The organism is Nocardioides sp. cx-173 (assembly GCF_021117365.1).
Classification (GTDB): domain Bacteria; phylum Actinomycetota; class Actinomycetes; order Propionibacteriales; family Nocardioidaceae; genus Nocardioides.
This window is the reverse complement of the sequence record NZ_CP088262.1, coordinates 1,774,332-1,788,599: the sequence shown is the minus strand read 5'-3', so window position 1 is coordinate 1,788,599 and position 14,268 is coordinate 1,774,332. Positions and strand designations below refer to the sequence as shown.

General features: G+C 72.2%; 10 protein-coding genes. 3 read left to right on the top strand and 7 right to left on the bottom strand.

The annotated features are described in order from the left end of the window. Window positions 1-5: 5 nt before the first annotated feature. The gene (locus LQ940_RS08650; protein ID WP_269217248.1) at window positions 6-1,148 is read right to left on the bottom strand and encodes a DUF3068 domain-containing protein; all 1,143 of its coding nucleotides are present in this window, start codon (window positions 1,146-1,148) and stop codon (window positions 6-8) included. Here LQ940_RS08650 and LQ940_RS08645 point away from each other — a divergent pair. Beyond that, window positions 1,033-1,911 carry a decaprenyl-phosphate phosphoribosyltransferase gene (locus tag LQ940_RS08645; RefSeq protein WP_231244122.1) on the top strand — a complete coding sequence of 293 codons (879 nt, stop codon included), beginning with the start codon at window positions 1,033-1,035 and terminating at the stop codon, window positions 1,909-1,911. The two genes, LQ940_RS08650 and LQ940_RS08645, sit on opposite strands and share 116 nt — an antisense overlap. A gap of 149 nt (window positions 1,912-2,060) precedes the next feature. On the opposite strand, the gene LQ940_RS08640 is transcribed toward LQ940_RS08645, so the two are convergent. Together LQ940_RS08640 and LQ940_RS08635 are read right to left on the bottom strand one after the other, a co-directional pair. Beyond that, the gene (locus tag LQ940_RS08640; protein ID WP_269217247.1) at window positions 2,061-2,927 is read right to left on the bottom strand and encodes a DUF3068 domain-containing protein; all 867 of its coding nucleotides are present in this window, start codon (window positions 2,925-2,927) and stop codon (window positions 2,061-2,063) included. A gap of 113 nt (window positions 2,928-3,040) precedes the next feature. Next, complete coding sequence (locus LQ940_RS08635; protein WP_231244120.1) at window positions 3,041-3,799, bottom strand: class I SAM-dependent methyltransferase; 759 nt, start codon at window positions 3,797-3,799, stop codon at window positions 3,041-3,043. 36 nt (window positions 3,800-3,835) lie between these two features. Here LQ940_RS08635 and LQ940_RS08630 point away from each other — a divergent pair, with 36 nt between their 5' ends. Beyond that, the gene (locus LQ940_RS08630) at window positions 3,836-4,996 is read left to right on the top strand and encodes a glycosyltransferase family 4 protein (protein ID WP_231244119.1); all 1,161 of its coding nucleotides are present in this window, start codon (window positions 3,836-3,838) and stop codon (window positions 4,994-4,996) included. Window positions 4,997-5,011: 15 nt separating this feature from the next. On the opposite strand, the gene LQ940_RS08625 is transcribed toward LQ940_RS08630, so the two are convergent. Together LQ940_RS08625 and LQ940_RS08620 are read right to left on the bottom strand one after the other, a co-directional pair. Continuing rightward, window positions 5,012-5,167 (bottom strand): hypothetical protein, encoded by a 156-nt coding sequence (locus LQ940_RS08625; protein ID WP_231244118.1) that lies wholly within the window; start codon window positions 5,165-5,167, stop codon window positions 5,012-5,014. A 55-nt stretch (window positions 5,168-5,222) separates the two neighbouring features. Next, the gene (locus LQ940_RS08620) at window positions 5,223-6,992 is read right to left on the bottom strand and encodes a hypothetical protein (protein ID WP_231244117.1); all 1,770 of its coding nucleotides are present in this window, start codon (window positions 6,990-6,992) and stop codon (window positions 5,223-5,225) included. 22 nt (window positions 6,993-7,014) lie between these two features. On the opposite strand from LQ940_RS08620, the gene LQ940_RS08615 reads away from it, so the two are divergent. Further along, window positions 7,015-8,253 (top strand): lipopolysaccharide biosynthesis protein, encoded by a 1,239-nt coding sequence (locus tag LQ940_RS08615; RefSeq protein ID WP_231244133.1) that lies wholly within the window; start codon window positions 7,015-7,017, stop codon window positions 8,251-8,253. 47 nt (window positions 8,254-8,300) lie between these two features. On the opposite strand, the gene LQ940_RS08610 is transcribed toward LQ940_RS08615, so the two are convergent. Further along, window positions 8,301-10,118, bottom strand: coding sequence for a hypothetical protein (locus LQ940_RS08610; RefSeq protein WP_231244116.1), 1,818 nt, complete (start codon window positions 10,116-10,118; stop codon window positions 8,301-8,303). Beyond that, window positions 10,111-14,121: an alpha-(1->3)-arabinofuranosyltransferase domain-containing protein gene (locus tag LQ940_RS08605; protein ID WP_231244115.1), complete on the bottom strand. Its 4,011-nt coding sequence runs from the start codon at window positions 14,119-14,121 to the stop codon at window positions 10,111-10,113. Before LQ940_RS08605 ends, LQ940_RS08610 begins: the two co-directional genes overlap by 8 nt. Window positions 14,122-14,268 lie beyond the last annotated feature (147 nt).

The following is a 14,268-nucleotide window of genomic DNA, read 5'->3' as shown; positions in this document are numbered from 1 at the left end:
TGCCGTCACGCCGACCGCGTGTGCGCCGAGGCGCCCCGGCCGCGGCGGGCGCCCAGGAGCAACAGGATCCCGGCGAGGATCAGGATCGCGCCGGCACTGAGCCCGACGATCGGCACCGTCTTGGTGATGAGGTTCAGCCGGGCCACGTTGTCCTTGGCGTCCGAGGAGCTCTCCTTCACCTGGTCCTCGGTGAACGCGATCTTCAGATCCAGCACCTGGGTGCCGTCCTCGAGGAAGCGCTGCTGGTCCTGCGTCTGCTGCAGGATCGCACCGGTGGTCGGCTCGACCCAGATCTCGACCGCCTGGTCGTAGGTGCCCGGCACGCCCTCGGCGACCTCGATCTCCTCGTCGCTGATGTCCACCTGGTAGACGTAGCACTCGACCCCCTCGACGTCCTCGGTGCGGTCGTAGACGGCCGGGAAGGCCGCCCCGGCGGTCCCGTCCCAGTACTCGTAGTCCTTCTTCTCGGCGCCGAAGGGCCACTTGTTGATCAGCCCCTCGTGCTCGGTGGCCTCCGGCAGACCCTCGAAGTCCGAGACGGCCAGCGCGGTGACCCGATCGGAGGCGAACACGTCGGTGCTGGCGCTGACCAGGCGCTCGTCGTCACCGTCGACACAGCTCGGAGGATCGTCTCGGTCGATCACCACGCACGAGGTGTTCACCCAGGCCGCGGTCTCGTCGTCCGAGGCGCTCGAGTCCACCTTGGTGATGCTCTCCACCTTGACGGGGCTCTCCGGCGCACCCTGCTTCGAGACGGTGCCGCTGAGGTTGGTCACGCTGACCACGTCCAGTGGCAGCTTCTTCACTTGGCCTGGCGCCCACGCGAGGCACATGAGCCCCACCACCAGGAGCAGACAACCGAGACCGAGCAGAATCGGGGCAAGAAATTTGCGCACAGCGTTCCCCTCCCAAGGACATGCAGTCGCCGCATAGTAATGCAGGTCACACCCAATTGGAACGTGTTTCAGTTTGATCGGGTGGGGCGGGTCGGGCCGCCCGACGCGCGGCAGGGGCGTGTGGGATAGTCCGCGCGTGACCTCGCTCCCCGCAGCCGGCCCCGCGCTCGCCCAGGCGGTCCGCCCTCGGCAGTGGACCAAGAACCTGGTCGTTCTCGCGGCCCCCGCGTTCGCCGGCGAGCTGGACAACATCGACTCGGTGGTGCGCACGCTGCTCACCGTGGTCCTGTTCACGTTCGCGGCCTCGGCGGTCTACCTCGTCAACGACGTGCTCGACGTGGTCGAGGACCGGGCACACCCGACGAAGCGGCTGCGCCCGATCGCGGCCGGCCGGCTCGCGCCACGGATCGCGGTGGGGGTGGCCGTCCTCCTCATGATCGTGGCGACCGGCCTCTCCTTGGCGCTGTCGTGGCAGCTGGCGGTGGTGGTGGCTTCCTACTGCCTGGTCAACGTCGCCTACTCCCTCGTGCTGAAGGACGAGCCGGTGATCGACATCGCCGTCATCGCCCTCGGGTTCCTGCTGCGGGCCGTGGCCGGTGGGGTCGCCTGCGGGATCGACCTCTCGCAGTGGTTCCTGCTGATCGCGTCGTTCGGGTCGCTGTACATGGCCGCGGGCAAGAGGTACGCCGAGCTGCACCTGGAGGTCGAGGAGGGCTCGGTGACCCGGCCGTCGCTCAGCAGGTACTCCGCGACCTATCTCCGCTTCGTGTGGTCCACGTCCGCGGCGCTCCTGATCATGTCCTACAGCCTCTGGGCCTTCGAGATCTCCGTCCCCGGACCGATCCCGTGGACCGAGCTCTCGATGGCCCCGTTCGTGCTGGCCGTCCTCCGCTACGCCGTCGACGTCGACGCGGGAGTGGCAGGCGAGCCCGAGGAGATCGCCCTCTCGGACCGGGTCCTGCAGTCCTTCGCGGTGATCTGGGCGGCGATGATCGTCCTCGCCATCTACGGCTGACCGGCTCCGAGCCGCAGCCGGTGGCGCTGCCTGGAGGGGCGTAGCACGCGAGAACCTCCGGGCCGGGGTGGCCGGAGGCCACCTCCCGCTCGGAGGTTCTCGTTCGCTCAACCGGGCTTGCCGCGAAAGAGCGGCCCGGCCAGGTGCTGCTAGGCGGTCTCGGTGCGGCGCCCGGTCCGCAGGAGCAGCGCACCGACGAGCAGCGCCAGCAGCCCGCCGAAGATGCCCACGATCGGCACCCAGACGGTCACCAGGCTCAGCGTCCGCTGGTTGCTCTTGGCGTCGTCGACGTTGGTCTTCTGCTGCTCCTCGGTGAAGGCGAGCTCGAGCTCCAGGGCCTGCGGGCCTCCGTCGATGTAGCGCTGCTGATTGTCGGTCTGGTGGATGATGGCACCGGTGACCGGGTCGATGTAGATCTCCTTGTCACTGCTGTACGTACCCTCGACGCCCTCGGCCACCTCGATCGGTGCCTCGTCCACGACCACGTGGTAGACGTACGTCTCGAGCCCGTGCACCTCCGCGGTCCGGTCGTAGACCGCGTCGACGGCCTTGCCGGCAACGCCGTCCCAGTAGGGGTAGTCCTTCTTCTCGGCGTCGAAGGGCCACTTGTTCTGCAGCCCCTCGGGCTGCTCGGCGTCCTCGGGGAGGTAATCGCCGTTGTCGACCGACAGCGCGGTCTCGCGGTCCGTGGCGAACAGGCTGGTGGAGGCGCTCAGGAGCCGCTCGTCGTCGCCGTCGAGGCAGTCGGGGACCTCCCCTTCGTCCTTCATCAGGCACGAGTGGTTCACGAACACGGCCGTGTCGTCGTCGGAGGCGTCGGTGTCGGCCTTGGTGATGCTCGACGCCCGCACCGGGCCCGAGTCGATCTCGCCGCTGGCGAGGTCGACCTTCCCGCCGACGCCGGACAGGTGAGTCACCGAGTCCACGTCGAGGGGGGTCTTCTTGACGACCCCCGGCGCCCAGACGAGGGCCACCAGGCCCGCCACCAGCAAGAAACCTCCGAGCGCGATCAGCACTCGAGCAACTACGGTGCGCACCTGTCTCCTCACGTCATGAACGTCACAATGAAATCCGGTGCACGGTAGCGCACCCCACGCCGGGGTGTCGCACCGGCATGCCGGTGGGTGGTCTAGCGCTTGCGCAGGACGACGGCGAGATTCCAGGTGGCCACCTCGCGCACGAGAGGCACCCGCAGCAGCCACCACGACCACGCCGGGTTGTAGCGGGGCAGGATCTCGACCACGTCGGCCTGGTCCTGGCTCCGGGCCCAGCGCAGCGCCTGACCGACCGTGACCTTGAACAGCGACTCGCCGTAGCGGTTCTTGGGCTCGTGGCCATGGGTGCGCCGATACCTCGCGCGTGCTCGATGGCCACCGAGGAAGTGCCAGGGAGCGGTCTCGTGACCGCCCCAGGGACCGAACCACACCGTGTAGCTGAGGAACACCGTGCCACCGGGTCGAGTGACCCGCAGCATCTCCTGCGCCATCAGCCACGGGTCGCTCACGTGCTCCAGGACGTTGGAGGAGTAGCAGACATCGACGCTGCCGTCGCGAAACGGCAGGGCCATCCCGCTGCCCAGCAGGGTGCCCGGCGGCAGCTCGCCGAGCCCGGACAGCTCTCCCACGTCGGCGTCGAGCGCGAGGTAGTGCGCTCCGGCGGCGGTGAACGCGTCCCGGAAGTAGCCGGGCCCACCACCCACGTCGAGCAGGAGCGCGCCGTCGAGATCGGCGTACTCCCCCAGCTGCTCCACCGAGTCACGGGCCAGCGCGGTGTAGAAGCGAGGCGGGTCCGGCTGCTCGTAGCGGAACGCCCGCAGCAGCGCGACCGACCTCGCGAGCGTGGCCCGGCTCCTCGACCTGGACCTGGCGCGCCGAGGTATGCCCTTCACGCGCGGCACACTAGCGGGTGCCCTAGCGTGTCGCGGATGCACCGGCTCCATGACCTCGCAGGCAAGCACGTCGTCTTCCTCAGCTGGCGCGACACCCGCAACCCCGAGGGCGGTGGGGCCGAGCGCTACCTCGAGAAGGTCGCCGGCGGCCTGGCCGAGCTGGGCTGCCGCGTGACGATCCTCTGCGCCGCCCATGCAGCCGCCCCGCCCGACGAGACCGTGGACGGGGTCAAGTACGTGCGACGGGGCTCCAAGCTCACCGTCTACCTGCGCGGCATGCTGGCGCTGGCCCTGGGCCGGCTCGGTCACGTGGACGTCGTCGTCGACGTCCAGAACGGGCTCCCGTTCTTCTCGCGCCTCGTCACCCGCGCTCCGGTGGTCGTGCTGGTGCACCATGTCCATCGCGAGCAGTGGGGCGTCCTGTTCGGACCCGCACTGGCGCGGCTGGGCTGGTGGATCGAGCGCAGCTTCGCGCCGTGGCTCTACCGGCACTCCCAGTACGTGGCGGTGTCGCACGCGACCCGGGGCGAGCTGCGGGAGCTCGGGGTCGACCTCGACCGCATCGCCATCGTCCACAACGGGACCGACCGTGTCGTGCGGGTCGACGAGACCAAGGCGCCCTACCCGACGATCGCCGTCGTGGGCAGGCTCGTCCCACACAAGCAGGTCGAGCACGCGATCGACGCCGTCGTCGCCCTGCGCCACGACTTCCCGGGCATCCGCCTCCAGGCGGTGGGGTCCGGGTGGTGGGAGGCCAACCTGCGGGCCTACGCCGTCGAGAAGGACGCCTCGGACATCGTCACCTTCCACGGCCACGTGGACGAGCTGACCAAGCACGAGATCTACGCCCGGGCGTGGCTGCTGGCCCTGCCCTCCATCAAGGAGGGGTGGGGACTGGTGATCGGCGAGGCGGCGATGCACGCCACGCCCACCGTCGCCTACGCCTCCGCCGGCGGGACCCGGGAGTCGGTCCGCGACGGGATGACCGGACTCCTGGTGGCCGACCAGGACGAGTTCACCGCGGCCGTTCGCCGCCTGCTCTGTGACCAGGAGCTCCGGGACCGGCTGGGCGCGGGCGCGCTGATGATGAGCCACTCCTACACCTGGGAGCATGCCCAGGAGTCGTTCGCCGTCGTGGTCCTGGCGGCCTGCGAGGGACGACGCATCGACGCTCAGGACCCCGACGAGGGGACCTGAGCGTCCAGAAGGGGGCTACTCGCCGTACTGGATGACGGGCTTCTCGACGCTCGCGGGAGACTTGTCGGGTGCGGCCGTCTGGCTGCTGACAAGGCCCACGATCGCGGCCGCGCCCACGGCGCCGCCCACGACCATCGTCGCGATCAGAGTGACCAAGCTGTTGGTAAGCACGTGTTGCCCTCCTGGTAGGGAGTACACCGTAGCAGCGCCGAGCGCCAACGTCGGGTTAGCGCTCGATCCGGTCGCGGCGTCGTGCGCGAGCCGCCTGCAGCACGGCCGTGGCCAGGCAGCCCAGGAACCCCGCCCACGCGGCCACCATCGCGATGGTCCACGAGGTGTGGCGCTCCGGTCGGGCGGGGTCCTCGAGGGCCACCACCCGCAGGTCACCGTCGAGGAGGACCCTCCCGGCCACGTCCGGGGCGGTGCCGACCGCCGTGGTGTCGACGACCACGACGCCGATCCCCGCCGCCGCCAGAGCGCTCGCCCTGGCCTCGGGAGTGCCGAGCGCGAGGGCCTCGGCGACCTCGGCGACCCGCGGGTCCTCCCCCGGCAGCGTCGTCCCGCCGACGACCAGCTCGTCGCTGGCGACATAGTCGTAGGGCAGATAACGCCACAGGGGGTCCAGCACCTTGCGGTCGTCGTTCCAGGCCGGCTGGCGATAGCTCGACAGCGGCAGGCTCACCAGGTCACCGGCGCTCGGGCCCTCGCGGTCGAGGACGCCGCGGGCCGCGACGTACGACTCGGGGTAGGCCACCGCCCCCAGGCTGCCGCCCGCGCCCCACAGCGCCCCGGGAAGCACCAGGACGGGAAGGGCGACCAGCACCGGCGCGAAGACGAGGCGCGACCCCGCCTCGGGTGCCACCAGCCGGAGGGCGGGCTCGGTGCCGTGCGCGACCAGGATCGCGAGGAGCGGGGCACAGAGCACCAGGACCCGGGCACCGTCACGGAAGAGGCCCGCACCGGGCACGGTGCTGAAGAGCCAGCCGGCCGACTCCGGCGCCACCCACGTCGCCACGGCCAGGGTGAAGCCGACGCCCCACATCACCAGCAGGGCGACGGCGTCGCGCCGATCGGCGCCCCGCCACCAGCGTCGTGCGCCGGCCGCAGCGAGCAGGACCAGGAGCACGGTGGCGACCCAGCCCAGCAGCCCGGCCCTGGCGTCCGGCACCACCTCGGAGTTCCAGATCCCCCCCAGCGTGAGGGCGGCGACCGGTCCCGGAAGGCTCCCCTCGTCGGCGAGGGCGAACGCCCGTGCGCCGGCCCCGGCGGTGGTGGCGCTTGCGGCGTGCAGGAGCCCCGCCACGAGCCACGGCGCGTTCGCCGCGGCGGCGAGCGCGGCGACCCGGAGCAGGTGCGCCGGCCGGCGGGTGGCCGCACAGAGGACGAGCACGAGGGCGGTGGCCACTCCGGCGCTCGCGCTCAGTGAGGCGACGGGCATGAGCAGGCACAAGCCGGGGGGAAGACTGCTGGTCTCACGCCACCGACGCGCGCCGAGGATCACCCACGGCAGCGCGGCGTAGCCCAGGAGCACCGGCCAGTGGCCGATCAGCAGCCGCTCCACCACCAGCGGGTTCCACTGGTAGACCGAGACCGCCATGAGCCGGGCGGGCAGCGGCACCTCGCCGACCAGCCGCGCGGCACCGATCCCGGCCCCGACGAGGGCGCCCATCAGCACCAGCTTCTGCAGCAGCTCGCCAGGCACCACCTCGTCCAGGATCGCCACCACGGCGTCGCTCGGGACCGCGCGGGGCAGCCCGCTCGCGATGCCGAGGAAGTCCGCACGCAGGGCGAGGTCCGGCACCCAGACCATGTCGTAGCTGAGCACGAAGCCCCTGCCCAGGGCCGGGCCGAGCATCAGCACCGCGAGCAGCAGCGACCACAGGGCCGGCGCCGCCTGGACCGCTCGTCCTCCACGTCGCTGGTCTCCGGCCACGGCGCGATCCAACCACGCGCGGCGGCCGGCGCCCGCACCGGCGGCCGCGGCGCGGAGCCACATGGCCTAAGGTCCTCCGGTGAGCATGCCCACAGCCACCAGGGGCGCCGGCCTGCGCGGCAGTGCCGGCATCGCCGTGGCGATGCTCGTCATGAACGTGACCACCTACGGGTTCCAGATGGTCTCGGCGCGGCTGCTCGGTCCGGTCGAGTACGGCGCCGTGGCCAGCCTGATGGCCTTCCTGCTGGTCCTGTCGGTGCCGCAGCTCGGGCTCCAGGCCACGGCGGCGCGTCGCATCGCCGCGGACGCCCAGCACGCGAAGTCGGTCGAGCGCTCGATCCTGCGGCTCTCCTACCGGGTCGCGCTCGTGGTGAGCCTGGCCGCCCTCGCGGCGAGCCCGGCCGTCGTCCACCTGCTCCGGCTGGACAGCATGTGGCCCGCCATCCTGATCGGCCTCTCGGCCGGCCCCCTCACGGTCATGGGCGGACAGGCCGGGGTGCTCCAAGGAGAGCGCCGCTGGCGTGCCCTGGGTCTGCTCTACATGGCGATGGGCGTTCCCCGTCTCCTCCTGGGCTGCGTGTTCCTCGCGGTGAGCCCCACGACCACGGCGGCCATGCTCGCGGTGCTCCTGGGGCTGGCGGCTCCGGCAGCCGTCGGCTGGTGGGCGCTGCGCCGGCCTCGGGCCGACTCCGGGCCGACCGCTCCCGGCCTGCCTGCCGAGCCGGCCCGCCGGGTGCTGGCCGAGCTGGCCTCGAGCTCGGTCGCGCTTCTGGCCTTCCTCGTCCTGACCAACGTCGACGTCCTCATCGCGCGCCGCACCCTGGACGAGCACGCCGCCGGCCTCTACGCCGGCGGCCTGATCGTCACCAAGGCCGTGCTGTTCCTCCCACAGTTCGTCATCGTCGTCCTGTTCCCCTCGATGTCGGCCCACGCGTCTCGTCGCTCCGCTCTCAGGGGCGGGCTCGCCGTCCTCGCCGGCACGGGCGCCGTCTGTACCCTCGGCGCCTACCTGCTGAGCCCGCTCGCCCTGGTCTTCGTGGGAGGCAGCGAGTACGCCGAGGTGGAGTCGCGACTGTGGCTCTTCGCGCTCCTCGGCATCATGCTGGCAACGCTCCAGCTGCTGGTCTACTCGGCCCTGGGGCGGGAGAGCCACCGGTCGACGTACCTGATCTGGGCCGGGGTCGCGACGATCGTGACAGCCGGCGTGTTCGCGACGGACATCACCGGCCTGGCGGTGTCGGTCGCCGTCGTCGACGCGGCACTGGTGATCGTCCTCGCCACCCTGGCGCTGCGCGACGTGCGGCGCCACGACCAGACGGACTGACCGGCCGGCGGCCCCCGAGCCCGCACCGACCGGTCACCGCCCGCGTCTCAGTCCCGCGGTACGGGGTAGCCCACCTCCACGGCCACCACGCACACCGTCCCGACCTCGTCGCCCGCGTCCTCGTCCAGCAGCGACATCTCCAGGGCGTCGACGTCTCCGCGGACCACCAGGTCCACGACGTTGAGACCACCGCGCAACGGGACAGCCTGCTCGTCGCCGGACGCCGCGACCCGCAGCATCCCCTTGGCGGCGGTGTAGTAGCTGATGCGGGCGACCATGCGCTCCCCGGACATCGGCTCCGCCAAGGGGATCACACCGCCGTCCCGGGTGATGGGGTAGCCGCATGCCTCGTCGTCGGTCGGCTCCGACCTGGCCGACGCCACCAGGTCGATCGGTCGCAGGCGACCGTCGGAGCCGACCATCCGCATCCGGTGGCTCGGCAGGTCGAACACCGGGCTCTCCGGGGCGATGCCGACCATGGTGGACACCCGGGCGTCGTCGGCGAACCACCCGATCATGACTCCGTCCGGCGCCCTGCCGTCGAAGATCACCGCGTCTGGCTGGTCGCGCAGCTCCGCACGCAGCGTCTCGACGTAGCGCCGGTCCTCGTCGTTGTAGGAGTAGGAGGCGACCGCGGCGGTCGTGACGGCCGCGGAGGCGACGTAGGCGAGCGTGAGCCCGACGGCCACGACCGCCCCCGGCGGCCGGGGCACCCGGAGGCGACGGGCACGCGGGACCGAAGCGGGTGCGGCCAGCACTGCGCGGACCACCAGCGCGAGGGCGACGGGCAGCACCGGCACCATGTCGGCGGCATAGCGCGGGATCAGTCCGAAGAGCCCGCCCATCATGGAGCGCCCGGCGAAGAGCAGTCCCACGTCGATGAGCGCATAGACCGCCAGCAGCAGCCAGCCCCAGAGAGCGGGCCGGGCGCGGACCACGGTCCACACCACCGCCGAGCCCACCACCAGCCAGGCGAGGACCACCGCGTACGTCGGCGGCATCAGCAGGCTGTCCCCCAGCACCGTCGGGGTCCAGGGGCCGCCGACGAAGCCCGGGACGGCGTTGCGGAACACGAAGTTGCCCACGAGTTCGAGCCCGCCGCCGGTCGAGCCCGCGGAGGTCGCCTCGATCGGCGCGGTCGCGCGGTGCAGCACGAGGTAGCCCCCGAGCAGCACCGCCAACGGGGCCCACAGGGTCAGCAGCCGCGACCTCAGCGCCGCCACGATCGCCCGCGGCCCGGACACGGGAGAGAAGGCGCAGGCGATGAGGCCCAGGACCACGGGGAACAGCGCGGCCCGCTCCTGGAACAGCAGCCCCGCGGCGGTGGCGGCGAGCACCGCCGGCAGCGCCCAGCGGCGCCCCTCCTGCAGGTGCACCAACAGCGCCCACACCGCCAGCAGCAGGCAGATGCTGATGGGCAGGAACTGGATCGCGACCGCCCACCACTGGGTCGGCCAGAGGGCGAGCGGGCAGGCCAGGCCGACGGCCAGGAGTGGGACCCGCGCCCACGATCCCGGGAGCATCCGGCACAGGACCATCCACAGGAGCACCGCGGCCACCGCCTGCATGAGCAGGATCTCCACGACGACGACGCCCCAGTCGAGCGGCGCGTGGTGGGCGTGCGCCCAGGCGAAGAGGAAGCCGCCGGGGAAGAAGTGCCCCGAGTAGTCCTGCGTCAGCATCCCCCAGCTCAGCGGCTCCGCGCCGAGGCGCAGCATGAGGTAGTCGTCCTGGGTGAAGAACCCTCGGCCCAGCAGGACACCGCGCCAGACCGCCTGTCCCGCGATCAGAACCAGGGCGACCGCTCCGGCGGCGGAGCGCCACGGTCCGGCCCAGGTGCGCCAGATCGAGCTGCTCTCAGCCATGGAGGGCCTCCCTCTCCGTGGCACCGTCGGCGACGCCGTCGGAGGGCAGGCCCGCACGGCTCGCGGCACCGATCGCGAGCGCGGAGGCGACCAGCCCCAGACCGACGCCGGCGAGGGCATCGCACACCGTGGGAGGCAGTCCGGGCCCGGAGATGGCGACCACTCCTGCCGCGACGCCGCCTGCGGCGACGAGCAGGGCCCCCAGCGCCGGGGGGTCGACCAGCCGGCGGGCGCCCGCCACGCCGATCAGGAAGCCGAGGCCCAGGGCCGGACCGCCCACGAGCACAGCGACCACGACGCCGAGGGCGCGCCACCATCGCGACCACCCCCACGGGTCGTCGACCGGGTCGAGCGCCAGCACCACGCGGGCCCGCTCGCGACGCGTCGCCAGCACCGCCCCGGCCACCACGAGCAGCGCTAGCAGCCCACCCAGCGCCAGCGCAGCCTGGTACCAGGTGTTGGGGGCGAACGTCAGGGTCACGCGGCCGCCCTCGCCCTCCGGCACCAGGTAGCCCTGCTTCCACCCGTCGACGCGCACCGTCTCGAGCTCGCGACCGTCGAGCTCGGCCACCCATCCGTCGTTGACGTTCTCCGGGACCAGGAGGAGAGACTCGGGGCCGGGTCCGACCTCGACGCTGCGCTCGTTCGACTCCCACGACTCGATCGCCACGTCGCGGCGCTCCGGCGCCTCGGGCGACCTGCCCTCGGCGGGACGCAGCGTGAGCTGGGTGGGGGCGAACTGCTCCGTGGCGCTGATCCGCACCTCGTGGGTCCCGGGTGCCAGGCGGAGTGGTCCCTCACAGGACTCAAGCGGCATGGCGGTCCCGTCGATCACCTGTCCGAGCGTGCCGGTGACCCGCGTGGGGTAGATGCGGCCGTCGACCTCCAGCTCCGGCCCGATGCCGCAGATCGAGCCGGTGGGCAGGTCCCGGTCCATCCAGTAGCGCAGGGAGTCGAGGCCGTCGATGCTGAGCTCGGAGACGCCCACCGGGCTGTCCATCTCCGCGGGCAAGGGGTCGAAGGTGATCCGCAGGTGCCGAGAGGTGATCGGCGCGAACTCCGCCCGCCCCGCGGCGTCGAAGCGCAGCCGCTGCCGCGGCTCCCCGGGGCTGGAGACCCAGCCCCCGGTCGGCGCGACCGCCGTTCCTCGAGGCTCGCTGACGGTGAGGGAGTCCACCGTGCGCCTCGGGCCCCAGCGCAGGCGCAGCGTGGGCCGCGGGTCGCGAGCGGCGGCAGCCCAGAAGGTGGCCGGATTGGCGTCGAAGGCCAGCTGCGGCCCGGCGCCGGGCTCCTCCAGGTAGGTCGAGGAGGCTCGCACCCGGGCCTGACCCATGATCGGCTCCATGAGCCGCTGCGCGGCCGGGGTGGCCCGTGCGACTACGGAGCCCTCGAAGTCCCAGGAACCGCCTTCGTCGACGGTGATCTGACGGACCATCCCGGACTCCTCCTCCGAGGGCCGGGGGCTGGTGAGCAGCCCGCAGTTCGTGCCCAGGCCGGCGTCGATGCAGCCCCGGCGATGCGCCCGCGAGCGCAGCACGAAGGTGGTCTCGGCGCCGGCCCCGGCCTCGGGCACCACCAGACGTCGCTGGACGTCCAGTCCGGGGAAGGAGATGTCGCGGATCGCGACGACCCCCTCGGTGCCGGCGGCCCCGGCCACCTCCACCCGCAACGAGTCGAAGGCACCGCGCAGCGGGATCTCCACGAGCCCGACGTCGGGATCGACCTGCCGCGTGACCTCCTGCTTGCCCGCGGTCACCTTGACCTCGCGCACGGGCAGCCCGGTGATGCCGTCGACGCCCACGGAGAGCCTGACGCTCGGGTAGGACACCGGCTCCTCGAAGCGGACCTCGATCCACTGCTCCTCCGGGTCGGTCAACGGCGATGACTGCCAGAAGGTCTCATCGAGTCCGTCGACGGCGGCATAGGGCCCGAGCTCCGGGCGCACGGCGCCGAAGTTGTCGGAGTAGCCGCCCGAGGAGGACGCCACGACGGAGGCCAGCCCCTCGTACTCCGCGTAGACACGCTGGCTGGCCTCGGGGCCCGGGTAGTCGTGGTCGGTCCGAGCGGTCCGGTACTCCTCGCCCCGCGTCATGATCTGGCCCACCGCGTCCTCGAGCCGGCCGAACGCGCGCTCGCGCTTGCGGTAGCCGTCGGCCACGACGTCGGGGACTCGGGCGTCCCAGTTCCTCTCCCCCCTCACCACGACGGGGGTGCGAGGGTCCAGCACACCGGCCTCGACGGCGCTGATCACGTCCTCGGGACCGCCGGCCAACGTCTCGACGTCGGAGACCGCGACGGCCTCCACGCGCGACACCGCACGGTCCACGCGCAGCACCGAGACCATCGCCTGGTCCTGGGTCGGAGACTCACCGAAGGAGCCGACCTCGGTCAGGCCGGGGCTGCGGCTCAGGGCCAGGTCGACCCGGGCCGGGTCGGGCGCGTCACTGGAGTACAGGTCCAGGTCTCGGCGCACCACGACGTACTCGATCCCGGCGCGCGCCAGCACGTCGGCGAGCACCGGCGAGCCCTGACCATCGGCGATCCGCTCCTGGATCGCGTCGAGGAAGCGGATGGTGCCGCCCGGGGTCAGCGGGACCTGGCTCCGCGCCGCCCACGGGGTGGTCGCGAGTCCCTGCATCGGCTCGTCGATGGTCCAGCCCCACCACTGCTGGCCGAACCCGACTCCCGGCAGCACCAGGGCGGAGCCCGTGCCGTCGACGTCGGCGAGGTAGTCGGTCGCCTGCTGCCACGCGTCCGGCACCTCGGTCCAGCCGGGCTTGCGCAGGTCGCCGTTCCACAGCGGGTGGGCCGCGACGAGCAGCAGCACGACCAGGCCCGACGCCGTGAGGGTGCGTGCCGCCGCCAGCCGGCGACCGGCCGCGGGGAGGAGCCAGGTGGTCGCGTGCGCGAGCCCCAGCGCCAGCGGCAGCCGCAGCAGCGGATCGACCTTGTGCACGTTGCGGAGCATGGAGAAGGGGCCGTCCAGCAGGTACTGGAACTGCGCGTGGAGCGGCGAGGCCAGGGCGCCCTCGCGGGAGATGGTCAGGCACACGGCCCCCAGCAGCAGGCTGGCGAGCAGCGGGGTGCGCAGCGGCATCCCGCGCCGCGTCAGCCCGAGCATCCCGAGGGCCGCGACCAGCGCGGTCACCACGATCAGCGCCGGCTCGGTGGCCAAGGCATAGGAGCCGGGCCACCAGGGCTGGCCGCCGACGTAGAAGAACGACAGCCAGTGGTCGGCGCCGCGGGTGACGTTCGTCCAGCCCAGCGGACGAACGACGGCGATCGAGGTCTCGATGTAGTCCAGGAACGGCGGGCTGTAACGGCCGAGCACCATCAGCGGCAGCATCCACCAGGCGCTCGCGAGGACGACGGCGCCGACCCACCAGCGAGCCAGGAGGGCCCCTCCGGGGCGGCGCACCGTGGCGAGGACGACGAACAGCGGCAGCGGCAGGGCCGCCAGGTTCTCGACGGCGTTGACGCCGCCGAGGAGCAGCACGGCAGCCCCGGACCACAGGGCACCCGCACGCGGCCCGATCCGGCCCTGCTGGGCCAGCACGATGGGGAGCACGACCCACGGCAGCACCGCGGTCGGCAGCACCTCCGCGCTGAGCACGCCGGCCAGCCCCAGCAGACGCGGCGCCACGGCGTACGCGACGCCTCCGAACCACGCGGCCCAGGGCGAGGCCTCCGGACGGAGCGCGCGGAACAGTCGGCGGCAGCCCTCGAAGGCCACGATGAGCAGCAGGCCGCTCCAGAGCCGTTGCACGGTCCAGTCGGGCACGCCGAGCCAGTCCCCGACGAGGAAGAAGGTGCCCTGCGGGAACAGGTAGCCGTAGGCCTGGTTCTGCAGCTCACCGAACGAGGAGTTCTGGTTCCACAGCGAGAGGCTGCGCGTCAGGAACCGCTCGGGGTCGGCGGTCAGGTCGAACTTGGTGTCGAAGGTCGTCGCCCCCACGCGCTGCAGAAAGGACATCGCGAGGAACCACAGCCAGGTCAGGGGCACGGCCCACCAGACGAGTCCGCGTCCGCGAAGTCCGTCGAGCCTCAGCCCGTGCGAGCGCGCGAGTTCGATGGTGGACTCCCCTCCGTGCCGTCGGCGACGTTGACCGACCGGTAACCTGCCGCGTGTGATCCTAAGGTGTCGTCTCAC

Coding starts and splice junctions, on each gene's coding strand:
- LQ940_RS08650 (WP_269217248.1), bottom strand. CDS start 1,148: ATGTTGTCCAGCTCGCCGGCGAACGCGGGGGCCGCGAGAACGACCAGG.
- LQ940_RS08630 (WP_231244119.1), top strand. CDS start 3,836: ATGCACCGGCTCCATGACCTCGCAGGCAAGCACGTCGTCTTCCTCAGC.
- LQ940_RS08620 (WP_231244117.1), bottom strand. CDS start 6,992: ATGTGGCTCCGCGCCGCGGCCGCCGGTGCGGGCGCCGGCCGCCGCGCG.
- LQ940_RS08615 (WP_231244133.1), top strand. CDS start 7,015: ATGCCCACAGCCACCAGGGGCGCCGGCCTGCGCGGCAGTGCCGGCATC.
- LQ940_RS08610 (WP_231244116.1), bottom strand. CDS start 10,118: ATGGCTGAGAGCAGCTCGATCTGGCGCACCTGGGCCGGACCGTGGCGC.